The 18,353-nt window shown below is 57.1% G+C and carries 18 protein-coding genes and 1 tRNA gene; 14 read left to right on the top strand and 5 right to left on the bottom strand.

Annotated elements, in window-relative coordinates; translation table 11 throughout:
• The first annotated feature begins 26 nt into the window (after positions 1-26).
• The 8 genes from OE750_RS07505 (at position 27) to OE750_RS07540 (ending at position 7,011) form a co-directional block, all read left to right on the top strand.
• Entirely contained in the window at positions 27-1,670 is a 1,644-nt protein-coding gene (locus OE750_RS07505) for an electron transfer flavoprotein-ubiquinone oxidoreductase (protein ID WP_263763118.1), read from the top strand.
• A gap of 200 nt (positions 1,671-1,870) precedes the next feature.
• Positions 1,871-2,125, top strand: a complete 255-nt coding sequence (locus tag OE750_RS07510) for a PepSY domain-containing protein (protein ID WP_263763120.1) — start codon at positions 1,871-1,873, stop codon at positions 2,123-2,125.
• Positions 2,126-2,179: 54 nt separating this feature from the next.
• Positions 2,180-2,704: a cytochrome b/b6 domain-containing protein gene (locus OE750_RS07515; protein ID WP_263763122.1), complete on the top strand. Its 525-nt coding sequence runs from the start codon at positions 2,180-2,182 to the stop codon at positions 2,702-2,704.
• Between the two features lie 8 nt (positions 2,705-2,712).
• Complete coding sequence (locus OE750_RS07520) at positions 2,713-3,231, top strand: helix-turn-helix transcriptional regulator (RefSeq protein ID WP_263763123.1); 519 nt, start codon at positions 2,713-2,715, stop codon at positions 3,229-3,231.
• Between the two features lie 105 nt (positions 3,232-3,336).
• Positions 3,337-5,058, top strand: coding sequence for a tetratricopeptide repeat protein (locus tag OE750_RS07525; RefSeq protein WP_263763125.1), 1,722 nt, complete (start codon positions 3,337-3,339; stop codon positions 5,056-5,058).
• Complete coding sequence (locus tag OE750_RS07530) at positions 5,045-5,875, top strand: 4-(cytidine 5'-diphospho)-2-C-methyl-D-erythritol kinase (protein ID WP_263763127.1); 831 nt, start codon at positions 5,045-5,047, stop codon at positions 5,873-5,875. Before OE750_RS07525 ends, OE750_RS07530 begins: the two co-directional genes overlap by 14 nt.
• A 71-nt stretch (positions 5,876-5,946) precedes the next feature.
• A complete protein-coding gene (locus OE750_RS07535; protein ID WP_263763129.1) occupies positions 5,947-6,285 on the top strand; it encodes a hypothetical protein in 339 nt (112 codons plus the stop codon).
• Between the two features lie 285 nt (positions 6,286-6,570).
• A complete protein-coding gene (locus OE750_RS07540) occupies positions 6,571-7,011 on the top strand; it encodes an MmcB family DNA repair protein (RefSeq protein ID WP_263763131.1) in 441 nt (146 codons plus the stop codon).
• Here OE750_RS07540 and OE750_RS07545 read toward each other — a convergent pair.
• Complete coding sequence (locus OE750_RS07545) at positions 7,008-7,187, bottom strand: DUF6324 family protein (RefSeq protein ID WP_263763133.1); 180 nt, start codon at positions 7,185-7,187, stop codon at positions 7,008-7,010. The two genes, OE750_RS07540 and OE750_RS07545, sit on opposite strands and share 4 nt — an antisense overlap.
• A 78-nt stretch (positions 7,188-7,265) precedes the next feature.
• Between OE750_RS07545 and OE750_RS07550 the strand changes: the two genes are divergently transcribed.
• Together OE750_RS07550 and OE750_RS07555 are read left to right on the top strand one after the other, a co-directional pair.
• Entirely contained in the window at positions 7,266-7,748 is a 483-nt protein-coding gene (locus tag OE750_RS07550) for a GNAT family N-acetyltransferase (RefSeq protein ID WP_263763135.1), read from the top strand.
• 43 nt (positions 7,749-7,791) lie between these two features.
• Positions 7,792-7,868: transfer RNA gene (locus OE750_RS07555), tRNA-His, on the top strand.
• Here OE750_RS07555 and OE750_RS07560 read toward each other — a convergent pair.
• Positions 7,869-8,186, bottom strand: a complete 318-nt coding sequence (locus tag OE750_RS07560) for a DUF6476 family protein (RefSeq protein ID WP_263763137.1) — start codon at positions 8,184-8,186, stop codon at positions 7,869-7,871.
• On the opposite strand from OE750_RS07560, the gene OE750_RS07565 reads away from it, so the two are divergent.
• Together OE750_RS07565 and rpoH are read left to right on the top strand one after the other, a co-directional pair.
• A complete protein-coding gene (locus OE750_RS07565) occupies positions 8,185-9,222 on the top strand; it encodes an RluA family pseudouridine synthase (protein WP_263763139.1) in 1,038 nt (345 codons plus the stop codon). The two genes, OE750_RS07560 and OE750_RS07565, sit on opposite strands and share 2 nt — an antisense overlap.
• Before the next feature lie 187 nt (positions 9,223-9,409).
• Positions 9,410-10,306: an RNA polymerase sigma factor RpoH gene (gene rpoH / locus OE750_RS07570; RefSeq protein WP_263763141.1), complete on the top strand. Its 897-nt coding sequence runs from the start codon at positions 9,410-9,412 to the stop codon at positions 10,304-10,306.
• 98 nt (positions 10,307-10,404) lie between these two features.
• On the opposite strand, the gene purD is transcribed toward rpoH, so the two are convergent.
• Entirely contained in the window at positions 10,405-11,670 is a 1,266-nt protein-coding gene (purD, locus tag OE750_RS07575) for a phosphoribosylamine--glycine ligase (RefSeq protein WP_263763143.1), read from the bottom strand.
• 73 nt (positions 11,671-11,743) lie between these two features.
• On the opposite strand from purD, the gene xseA reads away from it, so the two are divergent.
• Both xseA and OE750_RS07585 read left to right on the top strand, forming a co-directional pair.
• The gene (gene xseA / locus OE750_RS07580) at positions 11,744-13,222 is read left to right on the top strand and encodes an exodeoxyribonuclease VII large subunit (protein ID WP_263763145.1); all 1,479 of its coding nucleotides are present in this window, start codon (positions 11,744-11,746) and stop codon (positions 13,220-13,222) included.
• A 102-nt stretch (positions 13,223-13,324) separates the two neighbouring features.
• The gene (locus OE750_RS07585; RefSeq protein ID WP_263763148.1) at positions 13,325-14,881 is read left to right on the top strand and encodes a trimethylamine methyltransferase family protein; all 1,557 of its coding nucleotides are present in this window, start codon (positions 13,325-13,327) and stop codon (positions 14,879-14,881) included.
• A 345-nt stretch (positions 14,882-15,226) separates the two neighbouring features.
• On the opposite strand, the gene OE750_RS07590 is transcribed toward OE750_RS07585, so the two are convergent.
• Together OE750_RS07590 and OE750_RS07595 are read right to left on the bottom strand one after the other, a co-directional pair.
• On the bottom strand, positions 15,227-15,667 hold the full coding sequence (locus tag OE750_RS07590) for a universal stress protein (protein WP_263763150.1): 441 nt from the start codon (positions 15,665-15,667) through the stop codon (positions 15,227-15,229).
• Positions 15,664-18,270: a TRAP transporter permease gene (locus OE750_RS07595; RefSeq protein ID WP_263763152.1), complete on the bottom strand. Its 2,607-nt coding sequence runs from the start codon at positions 18,268-18,270 to the stop codon at positions 15,664-15,666. Before OE750_RS07595 ends, OE750_RS07590 begins: the two co-directional genes overlap by 4 nt.
• Between the last annotated feature and the right edge of the window lie 83 nt (positions 18,271-18,353).

The raw sequence follows: 18,353 nt of genomic DNA on the forward strand, positions 1-18,353 counted from the left end.
CCAGATGCGCAAGAGGGAAACAGAACATGTCCGACACAGCACGCGAGACTATGGAATACGATGTCGTAATCGTTGGTGCGGGGCCTGCCGGGCTTTCGGCTGCGATCCGCCTTAAACAGCTGGATGCGGACTTGCAGGTTGTGGTTCTGGAAAAGGGCTCGGAAGTGGGCGCGCATATTCTTTCGGGGGCTGTACTTGACCCATGCGGGCTGGACAAGCTGATCCCTGACTGGAAGAAAAAAGGCGCTCCGCTGAATGTGCCTGTGAAAGACGATAACTTCTATATGCTCGGCGAAGCGGGCGGTGTGCGTATTCCCAACTTTCCGATGCCGCCATTGATGAACAACCATGGCAATTACATTGTTTCCATGGGCAATGTCTGCCGCTGGATGGCGGAGCAGGCGGAGGAACTGGGTGTCGAGATATTCCCCGGGATGGCGTGTAGCGAGCTTGTCTATGAGGGCGACCGTATCAAAGGTGTTGTCGCCGGTGTTTTCGGGCTTGAGGCCGATGGCAGCATCGGGCCGAACAGCGAACCGGGTATGGAGCTGCACGGCAAGTATGTGTTCCTCTCCGAGGGTGTGCGCGGGAGCCTGTCGAAAGAGGTGATTGCGAAATACAATCTCTCGGACGGGCATGAACCGCAGAAATTCGGCCTTGGTATGAAAGAGATCTGGGAGATCGACCCCGCCAAGCACAAAGAAGGCAGCGTGACTCATACGATGGGCTGGCCGCTTAATGGCAATGCAGGCGGTGGTTCGTTTATTTACCACCTTGATAAAAATCAGGTTTATGTCGGGTTTGTGGTTCACTTGAATTACAAGAACCCCTATCTTTATCCCTACATGGAATTCCAGCGTTTCAAGCACCATCCGATGGTGGCGGAGCTTCTGGAAGGCGGCAAGCGTGTGGCTTATGGCGCGCGCGCGATCAGCGAGGGCGGCTATCAGTCTATGCCCAAGATGGTTGCGCCCGGTGTGGCGATGCTGGGTTGCTCTGTGGGCATGGTCAACGTGCCGCGCATCAAGGGCAACCATAATGCGATGCTTTCGGGTATGGCGGCGGCCGAGGCGGCGCATGAGGCTATCAAGGCAGGCCGCGAGGGTGACGAGTTGACAGCTTACGAGACCGAAGTGCGCACGGGTGCAATTGGTAAAGACCTCAAGAAAGTGCGCAACGTGAAACCGATGTGGTCGAAGTGGGGCCTCTTGCCTTCTCTGGTTGCGGGTGGCTTGGACATGTGGACCAACACCTTCGGCTTTTCGCTGTTCGGCACGATGAAGCACGGCAAGAACGACGCGGACAGCACCGAGCCCGCTGCGGCGCATAAAGAGATTGCTTACCCCAAGCCGGACGGCAAACTGAGCTTTGACCGCCTCACCAACGTGAGCTTCTCGATGACCAACCACGAGGAGAGCCAGCCTGCGCATCTCAAGCTCAAGGATGCGAGCATTCCTGTTTCGGTGAACCTGCCGAAGTTTGCAGGGCCCTCGGCGCGTTATTGCCCTGCGGGTGTCTATGAGTTTGTCGAGAAGGATGGCGAGCAGCAGTTTGTGATCAACTTCCAGAACTGCGTGCATTGCAAGACATGTGATATCAAAGACCCGAGCCAGAACATCAACTGGACCACGCCGCAAGGCGGGGACGGGCCGAACTATCCGAATATGTAAGCGGCGAACGGGCGGGGGATGACCCCGCCCTTTTTGTTTGTGAGGTGGGCCTAAACCGGAGGTATAGGCGGCTATGTCGCGGGGTTTAGAGACGCAGATTAGGCTTTTGGGTCAATAGGATTTGTGCACAGGATAGGCATGTTGAGGCGCAAGGGCGAGATGCTTCTTGCCTGAAACTCAAACCTGAAAGGGACAATGCAATGATCCGTAAATTTATCCTCCCCGCCGTTCTGATGAGCGCTTTGGCTGCCCCTGCTTTTGCGAGCGACACAGTCCAGCTCAATGATGAGAACACCACGAAAATCCGCGCGATGCTGACCGAGCAGGGCTACGAGGTTGCCAAGATCAAGCTCGAAGATGGTATGTATGAAGCCTATGCACGCAAAGATGGGCAGCGCTACGAGGTCTATCTTGATGCGGCTTTCAATATTGTAAAAACAGACCTTGATGATTGATCTGGGCGAGGGGTGCGGGATGACCGCGCCCCTTTCGAATGAGGGGGACGGGATATGAAACATATCTATGTTTGGGACATTTTTGTACGCTGCTTTCATTGGTTGCTTGTGCTCGGCTTTGCTGCCAACGCGCTGATTATTGATGATGACAGCAAGTTACACATCTGGGTGGGGTATTGCGTACTGGCGCTTGTGCTGGCGCGGATTGTTTGGGGCTTTGTTGGCCGTGGATATGCACGATTTGCGAGTTTTCCACCAAGCGTTCGTGGTGCTGCCGCGCAGTTGACCGACATAGCCACACAGCGAAATCATGCCCATGTCGGGCATTCACCGCTTGGCGCGCTCATGATTTATAATCTCATCGCTTCTCTTCTGGTGCTAGGCCTGTCGGGCTATCTTATGACGACCGATATGTTCTGGGGCACAGAATGGACTGAGGAATTGCACGAGCTGGCGGCGATCTGGACAGAAGCTTCGGTGATTGTTCATATTCTTGCGGCTCTCTTCGAGAGCAAGCGCACCAGAGTAAACCTGCCAAAGGCTATGGTGACTGGCTTTAAGGACATGCCCGAAGAATAGGGGGGAAGATGCCGATCAACAAGATGTCTCGTTTCCCGCTCGGGCTTTTTCTTTTGATGGTCGTGCAGTTCTTCTGCGCGGTGTTCTTCATCGGTGATGTTGTGGCTGATTACCGCGCGATGGGCGGGCTTACGGGGGGCATTCACTTCTGGGTTGAAGTTTTTGCGACCGTTAGCCTGTTTGTAACGATTGCCTTTGAGGCGAAGTTCCTGCTGCGCTTGTTGCGGCGAGAGGCGCATTTACAAGACAGATTGCGGCTTGCGAGCGCGGCTGTTTATGATGTGATCGAGGCCCAGTTTGACGAGTGGGCGCTCTCGCCCGCGGAAGTGGATGTGGCGACCTTTCTTGTGAAGGGGCTTGATATTGCCGAGATTGCACATGTGCGCGGATGTGCGGAAGGCACGGTGAAAGCGCATCTGAACGCGATTTACCGCAAGTCAGGCACGCACAGCCGCGGCGAGCTTCTGAGCGTGGTGATTGATGTGCTTCTGGGGCAGGAGGCCGCGGGGAGCGGCACAGCTGGTTAGGGGCCGCTTTTCTGCTCATTCAGCGATGCTGGCGCGCCTTCAACTTGCTTTTACGTTTCCCATGTTTAGATTGGAAACAGCAGATATAAAAAGAGGGCCGCAGGTATGATGACAGGTTTGAAACGGGCGGCGCTTGTTGCGGTGCTTGGCTGTGCGGTGAGCGCACCGCTGCCGGCGGTGGCAGAGAGCTTCTCGGGAGCCTATCTGGCGGCACGTCAGGCACAGTATCTGAACGACTATGAAGCAGCGGCGCGCTATTTCACGGTTGCGTTGACACGTGACCCTTCAAATATCGAGATCATGGACGAGCTGATTTTGGCGCAGATCGCGCTGGGGCAGTTTGACCGGGCTGGCGCTGTCGCACGCAAGCTTGAGGCTGACGGGCACAGAAGCCAGGTCGGTCAAATGGCGCTTGCGGCGATTGAGGGTGCTGAAGAGAATTATGATGCGCTGATTGCACGCGTCGAAGACGAGCGCTTGATGGGCGAGTTGGTTGACGGGCTGGTGAAGGCCTGGGCGCTTGTCGGAAAGGGCGATATGAGCGCGGCACTGGCCGAGTTTGATGTTATTTCCGAAGAAAACGGCACGCGGGCTTTCGGGCATTATCACAAGGCACTCGCTCTGGCGCTTGTGGGCGACCTTGAGGGCGCGGAGGCGCTGTTTGGCGGAGCGCAGCCCGGCTCGATTATGCAATCGCGGCGCGGTTTGCTGACGCATGTGCAGATCCTGAGCCAGCTCGGGCGTAGCGAAGTGGCGCTTGAACAGCTCAAGGCGCGGTTTGGCGACACGCAAGACCCCGAGATTACGCAGATGAGTGACGTGCTGGAGGCGGGGGGCGATCTGAGATTTGATGTACTGCAAAGCCCGCGTGACGGGGTGGCCGAGGTTTTCTTTACAATAGCAGGCGCATTGGCTGTAGAGCCGCGTGGCACGGATACCTTGCTTTTTGCCCGCGTGGCACAGCACATGCGCCCCGATCTGGTTGATGCGAGCCTGCTTCTGGCGCAGCTCCTGGAAGATCAGGGGCAATATGAGGCCGCCGTGGCGGCTTACCGCTCTGTGCCCAACACGCACCCCGCTTTTTATGTGGCCGAGATGGGCCGCGCGGAAACGCTGCGTGAGGCAGGCAAGACGGATGCGGCCATCGAGGTGATGACAACGCTTGCCAAGACCTATGGAACCTTGCCTGTTGTGCAGAGTGCCATGGGAGATTTGCTGCGCGGGGAAGAGCGCTTTGAAGAAGCTATTGCGGCCTATGACCGCTCGCTTGCGCTTTGGGACGGGCGAGAAAATACCGATTGGCGCACCTATTACGCGCGCGGGATTGTGCACGAACGTCTCGACAAATGGGAGCAGGCGGAAGCCGATTTTCGTGCGGCCCTGGCGATCAGTCCGGGGGAGCCGAATGTGCTGAACTATCTCGGCTACTCGCTTGTCGAACATCATACGAAGCTTGATGAAGCGCTTGAAATGATCGAACAGGCTGTCGCTGCGCGGCCACAGAGCGGTTATATTATCGACAGTTTGGGTTGGGCGCTGTTCCGCCTTGGACGCTATGAAGAGGCTGTGCCGCATATGGAGCGGGCCGCCGAGCTTATGTCGATTGATCCTGTGGTGAATGACCATCTGGGCGATGTTTACTGGGCTGTCGGGCGCAAGCTTGAGGCCGAGTTTCAGTGGAAGCGTGCGCTTTCGTTTATCGACCATGGTGAAGTGAGCCAGGATGCAGACCCTGAGCGCATTCGCCGCAAGCTTGAGGTCGGACTGGACAAGGTTCTGGAAGACGAGGGCGCAAAGGCACTTGAGCTTGTGAATGACGAGAGTTGAAGAGGCTTTTGCGCCGGCCAAAGTAAACCTTGCGCTGCATGTCACAGGGCAGCGGGCTGATGGCTATCATCTGCTGGAAAGCCTCGTGGTTTTTGCAAACATAGGTGATTGCGTGACTGCGCGACTGGCTGATGAGCCAAGCCTGCATGTCCATGGCCCGCTGGCGGCGGGTGTGCCAACCGGCCCCGGGAATCTTGTGCTGAAGGCGGCCGCATGGGCGGGGCATGACGCTGCGTTTGAGCTTGAGAAAAACTTGCCTGCGGCGGCAGGGATTGGCGGCGGCTCTTCGGATGCGGCGGCGGCTTTACGCGCGCTTGAGGCTCTGACGGGGCGGGCCGTGGATGTGACCCGACTGGCCGAGTTGGGCGCGGATCTGCCTGTTTGCTATTTTGGCCGATCCTGCCTGATGCGCGGCGTCGGAGAGCAGGTTGAGGGCGTTGCGCTTCCAAGGGTGCCCGCTGTTTTGGCCAATCCGCGCGTCGAGGTGGCGACACCGAAAGTGTTTGCTGCGCTGGCGCTTAAAGACAATCCGCCGATGCCCGTGTTGCCTGTGCTTGACGATGTCTCCGCGTTGGTTGCTTTTCTGGCCAATGAAACCCGAAACGACCTTGAAGCCCCTGCGCTTGCACTTGCGCCTGTCATTGGCGAGGTGATTGACCGTCTTTGGGCTTTGGAGGGCGCACGGCTTGCGCGCATGTCGGGTTCGGGGGCCACCTGCTTTGCGCTGTTTGACGAGATCGGCGCAGCAGAGAAGGCCGCCGCTGACCTGAAAGCGCAAAAGCCCGACTGGTGGATAAGCGCGGTTTGGCTCAGTTGAAAGAAATCTGGCGCAGAACTTGCAACCGAGCGGTGAAAGGTTACGTTTAGATTGAATAGAGGATTCGCGCTATGCCAAAGCTCATCAAGCTCTACATCGTCAATGTTGCCATCGGGTTCGCGCTCGCCGGGCTGTTTGTCGGGATGCTGCTGTGGTTCAATATCGCAAACCTCTGGCACCTTGTGAGCCATTCGGACAAAGGCCTGTTGGCCGTGATCATTTTGTGGATTTCAAACGGGATTATCTTTGCGGGCGTTCAGTTTGGAATTGCTGTGATGCGCATGAAGGACGATGATGACGACGAGCCGCGCGGAGGCAATAAAGCCCCGAGCCTTGTGCATCTTGCCGAGCCTGTGCTTGTGCGCGTGAAGGCCAAGCCAAACATGCAGGAACAGTCGCGCCGCTACTGAGCCGAATTTTCATCCCTGAAGAGTAGTAAAGTGACGGAACCACCGCAACCGTTGGGTTATCTCATTCCCGAGGACCTGTATGTACAGGTGGGCGTCAGGTAACATGGCCAGGGCCATGACAGAGCCAACTCCCTCGGAATGCTTAAGGCCACCGGAATGCAACCGTAAAACGAGAAGGGCAGAAGCCGTCTTCTCATAGGTAGGGCTTGCGGAGGCTGCGCGCAAGTGGGCGAATGTGGCATTTTGGGGTTGATTGGTGTTCTCTTTTTGTTCAAGCTTGAGTCCATGGATGAACTCCCCCCTTTTATGCAGGCAGGCCAGCTTCTGGCGCGTGGTGTGTGCCGACATTTACTAAGCCACAATTTCACGTCACTGGAAGAGTTTGTGCCCGAACGCGGCAAGCGCGTGGATGTTATGGCGCTGGGCCCCAAGGGCGAGATCTGGGTGATTGAATGCAAATCATGCCGTGAGGACTACATGGCCGATCACAAGTGGCGGGGCTATCTGGAGTGGTGCGACCGCTTTTTCTGGGCGGTCGATGCACAGTTCCCGCTTGAGCTTTTGCCAGACGAAACGGGGCTGATCATGGCGGATGCGTATGGCGCGGAAGTCGTGCGGATGGGCCCCGAGAGCAAGCTTGCCGCCGCGCGGCGCAAGAAAATCACGCTGAAGTTTGCCCGCGACGTGGCGCTGCGCCACCAAAGGCTGCGGGATCCGAGGGCTTAGCCGGATATGGCTTTTGCTGCGGCAAGAATCTCTTCGGCGATTTCCTCCGCCTCTTCAGGCGTGAAGTCCATCGGGATTTCGACGCCGCCAGCTTCGACGAAAATACGCACCATGCCCTGATCTGTTGGGCCGATCTGCATATTGGCTTCGATGTCGCGTTCGGTGTTGATGCCCATGGTGGCTCTCCTTCGTTGCGTATTGGAGCTAGCGAGTTTTTAGTTGTGATGCAAGCGGACTAGAGGCAGGCTTAGGCTATGAGCGAGATCACTTTGAGAGAGTTTCATCCGGATGATGCAGGCTGGCTGGCCACGCAGCATGGTATACTTTACACGCGCGATGAGGGGTTTGATGCGAGTTTCGAGATTTTGGTGGCCGAGATTCTTGCGGACTTTATTCGCAACCACGACCCGGTCTGCGAGCGCGGTTGGATCGCGGAGCAGGATGGTGTGCGCCTCGGCTCGATCTTTTGTGTGAGGCTGGATGGGCAAACCGCTAAGCTTCGATTGTTTTTGCTGATGCCTGAGGCACGCGGCAAAGGGTTGGGGCGGCGACTTTTGAGCGAATGTATGAGTTATGCTAAATCCAAGGGCTACACGCGGATGCAGCTTTGGACCCATGAGAGCCACAAGGCGGCCTGCGCGCTCTATGCCAAAACGGGGTGGAGCCTTGTTTCTTCAAAAGCGGTACACAGTTTCGGAGCCGACAGGATAGAACAAAGCTGGGAAATTGGTCTTTAAGGCTCTTGCATTCGTGCGAATGGAAAGTTAAATCACCCCCAATGCCGCCTTAGCTCAGTTGGTTAGAGCACTGGTTTGTGGAACCAGGGGTCCCCCGTTCGAGCCGGGGAGGCGGTACCATCACTCCCCCGTTGATAGCTTGATCTCTTGAAGAAGCGTCGCACCGTCGCGCGCGAAGATCAGGATTCGCTCGTCTTCCGTGACCACGGCAAACCAGCTTTCACCTTGGGTGAAGGCTTGGGCTTTTGTGCCTTCGGGCAGGGTGATGCGCGAGGGCAGCGGCGGAACATCGGCTTGCAAGCGGATGACAAGCAGGGCAATGACCGCTACAAGCCCGACAATCATCACCCCTGCGAGGGCCGTTACCAAAAGTTTGAGGTAGCGCACGAGGCTCGGGTCGACTTCAACTTGCTCAAAGCCTTCGGGGGTTTCACTCATGGCCGATGCCTCGCTAGAATTCAGGATCCTGGAAGATCCGCCTGCCCGCCTTGATAAGGCGCTTTCGCGCGATGTGCCAGAGGCCGCTTCGCTCAGCCGCACGCGGCTGGCGCGGCTGATGGAGCAAGGCGCAGTGAAGGTGAACGGCGCCGTGGCGAGCAACCCCAAGGCCAAGGTTGCCGAGGGCGACTTGGTGCAGATCGTGCTGGAAGCAGCGGAAGAGAGCCACATCCAGCCGCAAGAGATTGCGCTTGAAGTGGTCTATGAAGACGAGGCTTTGGTGGTGGTCAACAAGCCTGCGGGTATGGTTGTGCACCCTGCGCCCGGCACACCGGACGGTACATTGGTGAATGCTTTGATGCATCATTGCGGCACTTCTCTGAGTGGGGTGGGCGGTGTGGCACGCCCCGGGATTGTGCACAGGATTGACAAGGATACGAGCGGACTTCTGGTTGTGGCCAAGTCTGATGTGGCCCACCACGGGCTTGCAGCACAGTTTGAGAAGCACACTGTCGAGCGGCACTACCGTGCGCTTGTTTATGGCGTGCCTGATGCGTCAGACCCTCGTTTGCGTGGCACAAAGGGTGTGAGCTTTGAGCAGGGTGGGGTTATGAAAATCCAGACCCAGCTTGCGCGCCACAAGCACGACAGGCAGCGTCAGGCCGTATTTTTTGAAGGTGGGCGCCATGCGGTGACGCGGGCGCGCGTTGTTGAAAGCTTTGGCTCCCCTGAAAGTCTATCGCTTGTTGATTGCTGGCTTGAAACGGGACGCACCCATCAGATCAGGGTGCATATGGCCCACGCTGGCCACGGGCTTGTGGGCGATCCTGTTTATGGCGGTAAGCGGAAGTTGAGCGAAAAGGCTTTTGGCGCGGGGGCCGCGGCGGCTGTGAAAGGGTTTGACCGTCAGGCGCTTCATGCCGCGAGCCTTGGATTTGAGCATCCTGTCAGTGGCGAGATGCTGCGGTTCGAGGCGGAGTTGCCCGAAGATATGGCAGCTTTGATAGCTGTGCTCGCGAGTGAGCGCGCAAACTGAGCCGAAATATGCCCATCGCGGGCGGAGCACCTGTCATATTGATCCCAAATGCGTGAAGCTGCGTAACAAATCTGGGAATTTTCCGCCGAGTGCTTAGGTTGACCTTCAAGAATGCTGATCTTGAAACCACGCTTCAGCGAACCTAAATTAATGTTAAGCCCTGTTACATAATGGGAGGGGACAGAACATGAGTAACTACAAGAATTTACCGGCGCCAACGCCAGAAGGCGGGTTGAACCGCTATATGCAGGAGATCCGCAAGTTTCCACTGTTGGAGCCAGAAGAAGAATATATGCTCGCCAAACGCTGGGTTGAGCAGGAAGACCCTGAAGCGGCGCACCGTATGGTGACATCGCATTTGCGTCTCGCTGCCAAGATTGCCATGGGCTATCGCGGCTATGGCCTGCCACAGGCCGAAGTGATTTCGGAGGCCAACGTGGGCCTCATGCAGGCTGTGAAACGGTTCGATCCTGAAAAGGGCTTCCGCCTTGCGACCTATGCGATGTGGTGGATTCGGGCGAGCATTCAGGAATATGTCCTGCGCTCGTGGAGCCTTGTGAAGCTCGGGACGACATCGGCGCAAAAGAAGCTGTTTTTCAACCTGCGCAAAGCAAAATCCCGGATTGGTGCGCTTGAAGAAGGGGATATGCGCCCCGAAAATGTGCAGCGGATTGCGACAGATCTTGGTGTAACCGAGGATGAAGTGATCTCGATGAACCGCCGCCTTTCGGGCGGGGATGCTTCGCTCAACGCTACGGTCGGGTCCGAGGGTGAAGGAACGATGCAGTGGCAGGACTGGCTTGAGGATGAAGACGCAGACCAGGCTGGCGACTATGAAGCGCGCGACGAGTTGACAGCGCGCCGCGAGCTTCTGGCCGAGGCGATGGATGTGCTTAACGAGCGTGAGAAAGATATTCTAACGCAGCGCCGTTTGTCCGAGGAAACTATCACGCTAGAAGATCTTTCAAGCCAGTATGATGTGAGCCGTGAGCGTATTCGCCAAATTGAAGTTCGCGCGTTTGAGAAACTTCAAAAGCGTATGCGTGATTTGGCAAAAGATCGTGGGATGCTCGCCAACGCCTGAAACTTGAACTGTTTTGGCTTCTTCTGTTTGAAAATACCTCGGGGTTGCGGGGGCTGGCCCCCGCAACGGTCGGGTTTTCGCGAAGCGAAAATTCGAAATCAGCTTAGAGCACGCCAGCCGATATCCGTGCGGAAGAACCCTTCGGGCCAGTCAATCTCTGCTATCATGGCGTAGGCCAGCTTATGCGCTGCATCAAGCGTATCCGCCCGCGCGGTGACAGCGAGGACACGCCCACCAACGGCTGTGATTTCATTACCTGACATTGCGGTTCCGGCATGAAAGACCATTTGCGAGCTGGATTGCGGGAGGGTCTCCAGGCCTTTGATCAGGGTGCCTTTTTCATAAGAAGAAGGATAGCCCTTCGCGGCCATGACTACTGTAAGCGCGTGGTCGTCTGCCCAATGCACCTTTGCCTCTGACAAACGCCCTTCGGCGGCGGCTTGGATGTGGTCAAAAGCCTGCGCGCCGAGGCGCATCATCAGAACCTGACACTCGGGGTCGCCAAAGCGGGCGTTGTATTCGACAAGACGGGGCTGGCCATCTTTGATCATCAGGCCAACGAACAACACGCCTTGGTAGGGTGTGCCGCGCTTGGCCATTTCACGCAGGGTGGGGCGCACGATCTCGTCCATGGTTTTGGCGATGATATCGTTGGTCATCACGGGAGCGGGGGAGTAAGCGCCCATGCCGCCAGTGTTCGGGCCCGTATCACCTTCGCCGACGCGTTTGTGGTCTTGGGCCGTGCCGAGCGGGAGTGCTTCCTCGCCATCGCAGAGCACAAAGAAGCTGGCTTCTTCGCCGTCCATGAACTCCTCAATCACAACTTCCGCACCCGCGTCGCCAAGGCTTCCGCCGAACATGTCGTCGACAGCTTCAAGGGCTTCTTCAAGCGTCATCGCCACGACAACGCCTTTGCCTGCAGCAAGACCGTCGGCTTTGATCACGATGGGCGCGCCTTGGGCCTCGACATAGGCCCGCGCGGGAGCGGCTTCTTTGAAATGGGCATACCCTGCTGTGGGCGCGCCCGATGCGTCGCAAATTTCTTTGGTGAAGGCTTTGGAGGCTTCAAGCTGTGCGGCGGCGGCGCTTGGGCCGAAGGTGAGGATACCTGCGGCGCGCAGAGTGTCAGACACACCAGCGGCCAGCGGTGCTTCTGGGCCGATAATGACAAAGTCGATGGCTTCGTTCCGGGCAAACTCGACAACTGCTGCGCCATCGTTGATGTCGAGCGGAATGCAGGTGGCCAGCTCGGCGATGCCTGCGTTTCCGGGGGCGACGAAGAGTTTGTCACACTTGGGGTTTTGCGCGGTGGCCCATGCTAGGGCATGTTCGCGACCTCCGCTTCCAAGAATAAGGATGTTCATGGGCGCAACTCCTGCTTGGCCTTCGTTGGCCAGCGTTCTAAGCTGGCGGGCAACGAGATACAAGCGAGGCGAAATGTCCGATCTGATCGACGATGGCAATAATGTAGGCAATGCGCCCGAATTTTCGGTTACGGATATTTCCAACGCCATCAAGCGGGTGATTGAGGGTGAGTTTTCGCACGTTCGCATTCGGGGCGAGGTGGGCCGCGTATCGCGGCCGCGCTCGGGGCATATTTACCTTGATCTGAAAGACGACAAATCCGTGATCAACGGGGTGATCTGGAAGGGGGTTGCGAGCCGCCTTCAAGTGCAGCCTGAAGAGGGTATGGAAGTGATCGCCGTGGGGCGAATGACCACTTTCGGGGGCCAGTCGCGTTACCAGATTATCATTGAAGAGATACGGCCTGCGGGCGTGGGCGCGCTTATGGCAATGCTGGAAAAACGCAAGAAAATGCTGGCGGCCGAGGGGCTGTTCGCGCCCGAGCGCAAGCGCGCTTTGCCTTATTTGCCTGAGGTTATAGGGGTTGTTACCTCGCCTTCCGGTGCGGTGATCCGTGATATTTTGCACCGCTTGCGCGACAGGTTCCCCCGCAAGGTTCTGGTTTGGCCTGTGGCTGTGCAGGGCGAGAAATGCGCCAGTGAAGTGGCCCGTGCGATTTCCGGGTTTAATGGGTTCAGCGCGGGAGGAGCTTTGCCGCGGCCTGATCTGATTATTGTGGCGCGTGGCGGAGGCTCGGTTGAAGACCTTTGGGGGTTCAATGAGGAAGTGGTCGCGCGAGCGGTTGCGGCCTCACAGATTCCGCTTATTTCGGCTGTGGGCCATGAGACAGACACAACCTTGATTGACTTTGTCTCCGACAAGCGTGCGCCCACGCCTACGGCGGCAGCGGAGCTTGCTGTGCCCGTGCGATTGGAGCTTCTGGCTTGGGTAGGCGAGCAAGGCTCGCGAATGTCTTATGCGCTCTCGAATGGGGTGAGTCAGCGGGGCCAGCGCTTGCGCGATCTGTCGCGCGCGATGCCGCGGATCGAGAGCCTTGTGGAAGCGCCTCGCCAGCGGCTTGATCGGGCTTCAGACAGGTTGCCAGCGGCGCTGCAACGTGGTGTGCAGATCAGGCGTGTGGCGCTTTCGGATGCAGCGGGGAGTTTACGTCCTTCGCTTTTGGCGCGCTCGGTTCGCGGCGAGGCGCAACGGCTTTCAGGGCTTGTTGCAAGACTGAATGTCGAGGCGATTGGCCGTGATCTGGCGCGCAAGCGAGTTGACCTTGAGCGTGTTGCACGGCGGATGAGTGACACAGGTGAGCGCCAGATTAAAGTGCTGTCCGAGCGGCTTGAGGCAACCGACCGCCTGCGCGAAACGCTGAGTTATAAGGCCACTTTGGAACGCGGATATGCTGTAGTGCGCAGTGAGGACGGGGTTGTGACAACCAAGGCTGAGGCGCAAAAAGCGGGCGCGCTTGAGGTCGAATTTGCCGACGGTCGCATGAGCCTGAACGCCAGACCCAAGCGAGCGGGCGGGGCGAGCAAGCCGTCAGATCAAGGATCACTTTTTTAACTTCGTTTCGTGTTCTGAATCCGACTCATATCGTCGCTCACAGGCAGGCTTGATGAAGCACTGAGCTGTTTGATCAGGGGTGTCATACCAGAGGAGATACGCATGGCACGGTCAGGACGTAAAGGGCGCGGTGGCGGGCGGGCAGGGGCCGCAGAGCGGCGCGGTGCGGCTGTGATCGAGCAGATGCCATGGCGGCTTCCCAAGAACCTCGACAAGCCGACCGAGCCTCTGAACGAAGAGGGAGTGCAGGCGATCCACGAAGGCGCAATGCGCATTCTCGAAGAGATCGGGATCGAGATTCTCAATGCCGAGGCGCTGGAGATTTTCCGCGAGGCGGGGGCGACGATCAAGGACACCAATGTGCGCGTCGGGCGCGACTGGCTGATGGAAATGATTGGCAAGGCGCCCGGACGCTGGACTATGACCCCGCGCAACCCTGACCATGAACTGGTGATGGGCGACGGGCATATCCTGTTTGGCAACGTCTCCTCGCCCCCCTCATACTGGACACTTGAGACAGGCCGAAAAATGACCGGCACACGCGAGATGTGCAAAGATTTTATCAAGCTGAGCCAATACTTTAACTGTATCCATTTTTGCGGCGGCTACCCTGTTGAACCGCAGGACATTCACGCCAGTATCCGGCATCTGGATGTTCTGTATGACAAGCTTACGCTGACGGATAAGGTGGTGCATACCTACTCGCTCGGCAAGGAGCGGGTGGAAGACGCGATGGAGATGGTGCGGATTGCGGGGGGGCTCAGCCACGAAGAATTCGAGGCCAAGCCGAGGATGTATACCAACATCAACTCGACCTCGCCACTCAAGCATGACGAACCGATGCTGGACGGCTGGATGAGACTTGCGAGGCGCAATCAGGGGCTGGTGGTGACGCCCTTTACGCTGGCGGGGGCGATGGCTCCTGTTACGATGGCGGGAGCCGTGGCGCAGAGCCTTGCGGAAGGGCTGATTGCGGTGGCTTTGGCGCAGTATATCAGGCCCGGAGCGGCCTGTGCGATCGGGACTTTTACCAGCAATGTGGACATGAAATCAGGCGCGCCGGCTTTTGGGACACCTGAATATATGCGCGCCACGCAAATGACGGGGCAGCTTGCGCGGTTTTACAATTTGCCGCTGCGCTCTTCGGGGGTTTGTGCGGCGAATGTGCCTGACGGGCAGTCTATCTGGGAGACCTCCAACAGCCTTTGGGCGGCCGTGCAATCAGGCACAAACATGGTCTACCACGCGGCGGGGTGGCTTGAGGGAGGGCTGATTGCCAGCCCCGAAAAGTTTATCATGGATTGCGAAATTCTACAGCAAATCCAGAGATATATGGAACCCCAGACTTTTGCTACAACGGCAGATGATATTGCTCTCGAAGCGATTGCCGAAGTCGGTGGACAGGGGCATTTCTTCGGGCTTCAGCACACGCAGGACCGCTATGAAACCGCGTTCTACCAGCCCTTCCTGAGCGACTGGCGCAACTTTGAGGCCTGGGAGGCGGCGGGCGGTATCTGGACGCCGGAGCGGGCGCATCATTTATACAAAGACATCATTACGAGCTTTGAGGCACCGCATATGGACGAGGGCATCCGCGAGGAGCTTGAAGCCTTTGTGGCGCGGCGCAAGGAAGAGGGTGGCGCACCGACGGATTATTAAGGTGCCATGGTCTGAAAAGTATATACCTTTCAAGGCTCTAACGGACACGGGTGTGAGAGTATCATACCCGTGTTCTGTTTTGGTAATTAGGCCGTTCCGAAAGGTTAACGACGGTTTTGCTTCTTAAAACAGGGGGGTGAAACCCGTGCACAAAGCGTGCACCCTGCGTGCACCGTCTGATAGGGGATGTGTTAACGGGAATTAAGTTAATACGGCGTTCGGGGGATCGGCCCGGAGCTGACATTCGTGAGCATCTCGACGAATGTCAGCTTTGGTGTTGCGGGGCACGATTTTGAAAACAGACAAGTGGCGATTTGAGGATTTGCGCTGAAAGTGAAAGTGCAGCTATTGCGGTCGAACCACCAGAACCGAACAGTTTGAATGACGCACCACGCGCGCGGCGTTGGGGCCCAGCAAATAGTCTTTGAAGTCGGGCTTGTGAGCGCCGATAACAATCAGGTTCGCGGCGTCTGCAGCTGCCACTTTCAGGATTTCTTCATAAGCGCTACCGGTGCCGACGATGTGGCGAACGTTCTTGTTCGCCGTCTCGCCAAGTGCTTCGGTGACCGCGTCTTCAAGATGCCGTTTGGCTTCCGCCATCGCCTTTTTATGGTGGTCGGCGCTAAAGAAACCTCCGACAACACTCATGCCGTAGTTAGGCACAACGGTGATAACATCAAGCTGTGCCCCGTCCATTTCAGCGAGCTTTGCAGCTTGCTTGATCACCGGAATGTCACGGCTTTCGTTGCTGATATCGACAGCGCAAAGTACGACTGGCTTACTCATGCTGTTACTCCTTCTTTTCTAACCCGTCCGAGCTGCAACACGGTGATGAGGCCAAGCAACAAAAGAGCCGGGATAAAGACGAGTTCTTTTGGCATTTGGACTTTCGGTGCTTTGACTTCGGTAATGCGCACGGCTTCGTCTGCATAAAAATCAAAGCTACCCATCTGGTTGGCAATCGGAGCGCCAAACATAGGTTCTTCCATTTTCATCAACCCGTCTTCTTCAAGCGTCATGAACCCCATAGCTTCGAGTTTCGCAGCGCTGTCAGCTCCTTCCGGGACAGGCACGACAAGAGACATGTCTTTCATTTCGCCCGTGTCAAAGTCCGGGCCTGAAACCACAAAGCGCAGTTCCTGCCCTACTTCGGCCGTATCAACCGCCGACACGAGTTCTGTCGGTTCAATCATCGAGAACGGTGGCTGGATACGGTCCATGAAGAAGTCGGGCCGGAAGAGAACGAAGGCAACAAGCACCAGTGCAACACTTTCATAAATGCGCGAACGGGTCATGAAGTAACCCATCGTGCCAGCCGTGAACACAAGGATTGCTATGGTCGCGGCAATGAAGACAATTATGCCTTGCCACCAAGTCACGTCAATCAACAGTAAGTCTGTGTTGAAGATGAACACAAAGGGCAATGCGACAGTGCGAAGGCTGTAAAAGAACGCGACAAACCCCGTCTTGATCGCATCGCCACCGGAAACAGCCGCGGCTGCGAAACTTGCAAGGCCGACAGGCGGCGTCACATCGGCCATGATGCCGAAGTAGAACACGAAAAGGTGCACCGCGATCAGCGGCACAATGAGGCCGCTCTGCGCGCCCAGCTCGACGACAACAGCTGCCATGAGCGAGGAAACCACGATGTAGTTCGCTGTGGTCGGCAGGCCCATACCAAGGATGAGGCTGAGCAAGCCAACCATGATCAGCATCAGGATCAGGTTACCACCAGAGAGGAACTCGACCAGATCGGCCATAACCTGGCCTACGCCCGTGAGGGTGACAGTGCCCACGATCACGCCGGCTGTTGCCGTGGCAAGGCCGATACCGATCATGTTGCGCGAACCGTCGATGAGGCCGTTCCAAAGATCGGTCACACCAGTGCGGAACGCGCCGGCAATGTCACTTTGAGCGCGAAACATCGCTTTGAGCGGGTTCTGTGTGAGCAAGATCACGAAGAGCAGCATTGTCGCCCAGAAGGCCGAGAGGCCGGGAGATTTCTGCTCGATCATCAGGAAGTAGACCAGTACGATAATCGGCAGCAGATAGTAGAGGCCGCTCTTGTAGATTTCGCCAACAACGGGAAGTTCGACTTCTTCTGCGTTGGGGTCGTCCGGCTCCAGATCGTCTACTCCGGCTGCGAGGTAAAGCAGGGCCGCGTAGACAACGAAGATCAGGGCCGACAGGACAAGCGCCGAGTTTGGCAGAGCCGAAGTTATCCAGCCAACGGGGTATTGAACGCCGTAACACAGCGCCGCAAAGCCGATGAAAAAGACCGCCATGCCGCCGATTGTTTTACCCATGGAAACCACGCGGTTGCCCAGTGTCGGCATGTTGTTTTTCACGGCTTCAAGGTGAACGATATAGATCAACGCGATATAAGAGATCGTCGCAGGGAGGAAGGCGTGTGTGATGACCTCGACATAAGAAATGCCGACGTATTCCACCATCAGGAAGGCCGCAGCCCCCATGACCGGCGGCATGATCTGCCCGTTGACCGAACTGGCCACTTCGACAGCGCCCGCCTTTTCAGAGCTAAACCCGACTCGCTTCATCAGCGGGATCGTGAATGTGCCGGTTGTCACCACGTTGGCAATCGAGGAACCCGAGATCAGGCCTGTAGCCGCGGAGCCGACAACAGCGGCTTTGGCCGGGCCACCCCGCAGGTGGCCGAGCGCGCCAAAGGCCATTTTGATGAAGTAGTTGCCAGCACCTGCCTTATCCAGAAGGGCACCGAACAAAACGAAAAGGAAGACAAACTTGGTAGACACGCCCAGTGCGATGCCAAACACCCCTTCCGAGGTGATCCACATGTGGCTCATCGCTTTCTTCAGCGAGGCCCCTTTCCAGCGGATGACATCGGGAACCAGATCGGACGAGCCGAAAAAGACATAGGCCAGAAAGATTGTCGCGATGATCGCCATGGCAGGGCCAAGCGCGCGGCGGGCACCTTCAAACAGGATCAGCAGGCCGACGAGTGCGAACCACTTGTCCACATCATCGGCGAGCCCACCTGCGTTGACGACTTTTTCATAGAAGATAAAGCCGTACATCGCGATAAACGTGCCGAGGAGCGCCAGAAACCAGTCCGTGATCGGGATGTAATTTCGCGGGCTCGACTTGAACGCCGGATAGGCCATGAAGGCGAGGAAAATGGCAAAGGCAAGGTGCACTTGCCGCGAGTTGTTGATGACGTCACCCGGCAGTAGATAATTTGCCAGAGGAGAAGCTAAAACCACCTGAAACAAGGCCCAGACGACAGCAACGATGGCGAGGAACTTGCCGACACCACCAGAGGGGTTACGAGCGCCGGCGTCGGAAGAGGCTACGAGATCCTGTAGCTCTTCTTCGCTCAAGGCGCGGTTCTGAGTTTGATTGTCTGTCATGTGTCCCCCGGTTCGGATTCCTGAATTGTTTCAGAGTTATTATTTTCTTCGCGGCGTTTTTATTATTTTTAGTGGTGCGGGAG

Source organism: Lentibacter sp. XHP0401 (genome assembly GCF_025751535.1).
GTDB lineage: Bacteria > Pseudomonadota > Alphaproteobacteria > Rhodobacterales > Rhodobacteraceae > Lentibacter.

Coding starts and splice junctions, on each gene's coding strand:
- OE750_RS07505 (WP_263763118.1), top strand. CDS start 27: ATGTCCGACACAGCACGCGAGACTATGGAATACGATGTCGTAATCGTT.
- OE750_RS07510 (WP_263763120.1), top strand. CDS start 1,871: ATGATCCGTAAATTTATCCTCCCCGCCGTTCTGATGAGCGCTTTGGCT.
- OE750_RS07515 (WP_263763122.1), top strand. CDS start 2,180: ATGAAACATATCTATGTTTGGGACATTTTTGTACGCTGCTTTCATTGG.
- OE750_RS07520 (WP_263763123.1), top strand. CDS start 2,713: ATGCCGATCAACAAGATGTCTCGTTTCCCGCTCGGGCTTTTTCTTTTG.
- OE750_RS07525 (WP_263763125.1), top strand. CDS start 3,337: ATGATGACAGGTTTGAAACGGGCGGCGCTTGTTGCGGTGCTTGGCTGT.
- OE750_RS07530 (WP_263763127.1), top strand. CDS start 5,045: ATGACGAGAGTTGAAGAGGCTTTTGCGCCGGCCAAAGTAAACCTTGCG.
- OE750_RS07535 (WP_263763129.1), top strand. CDS start 5,947: ATGCCAAAGCTCATCAAGCTCTACATCGTCAATGTTGCCATCGGGTTC.
- OE750_RS07540 (WP_263763131.1), top strand. CDS start 6,571: ATGGATGAACTCCCCCCTTTTATGCAGGCAGGCCAGCTTCTGGCGCGT.
- OE750_RS07545 (WP_263763133.1), bottom strand. CDS start 7,187: ATGGGCATCAACACCGAACGCGACATCGAAGCCAATATGCAGATCGGC.
- OE750_RS07550 (WP_263763135.1), top strand. CDS start 7,266: ATGAGCGAGATCACTTTGAGAGAGTTTCATCCGGATGATGCAGGCTGG.
- OE750_RS07565 (WP_263763139.1), top strand. CDS start 8,185: ATGGCCGATGCCTCGCTAGAATTCAGGATCCTGGAAGATCCGCCTGCC.
- OE750_RS07560 (WP_263763137.1), bottom strand. CDS start 8,186: ATGAGTGAAACCCCCGAAGGCTTTGAGCAAGTTGAAGTCGACCCGAGC.
- rpoH (WP_263763141.1), top strand. CDS start 9,410: ATGAGTAACTACAAGAATTTACCGGCGCCAACGCCAGAAGGCGGGTTG.
- purD (WP_263763143.1), bottom strand. CDS start 11,670: ATGAACATCCTTATTCTTGGAAGCGGAGGTCGCGAACATGCCCTAGCA.
- xseA (WP_263763145.1), top strand. CDS start 11,744: ATGTCCGATCTGATCGACGATGGCAATAATGTAGGCAATGCGCCCGAA.
- OE750_RS07585 (WP_263763148.1), top strand. CDS start 13,325: ATGGCACGGTCAGGACGTAAAGGGCGCGGTGGCGGGCGGGCAGGGGCC.
- OE750_RS07590 (WP_263763150.1), bottom strand. CDS start 15,667: ATGAGTAAGCCAGTCGTACTTTGCGCTGTCGATATCAGCAACGAAAGC.
- OE750_RS07595 (WP_263763152.1), bottom strand. CDS start 18,270: ATGACAGACAATCAAACTCAGAACCGCGCCTTGAGCGAAGAAGAGCTA.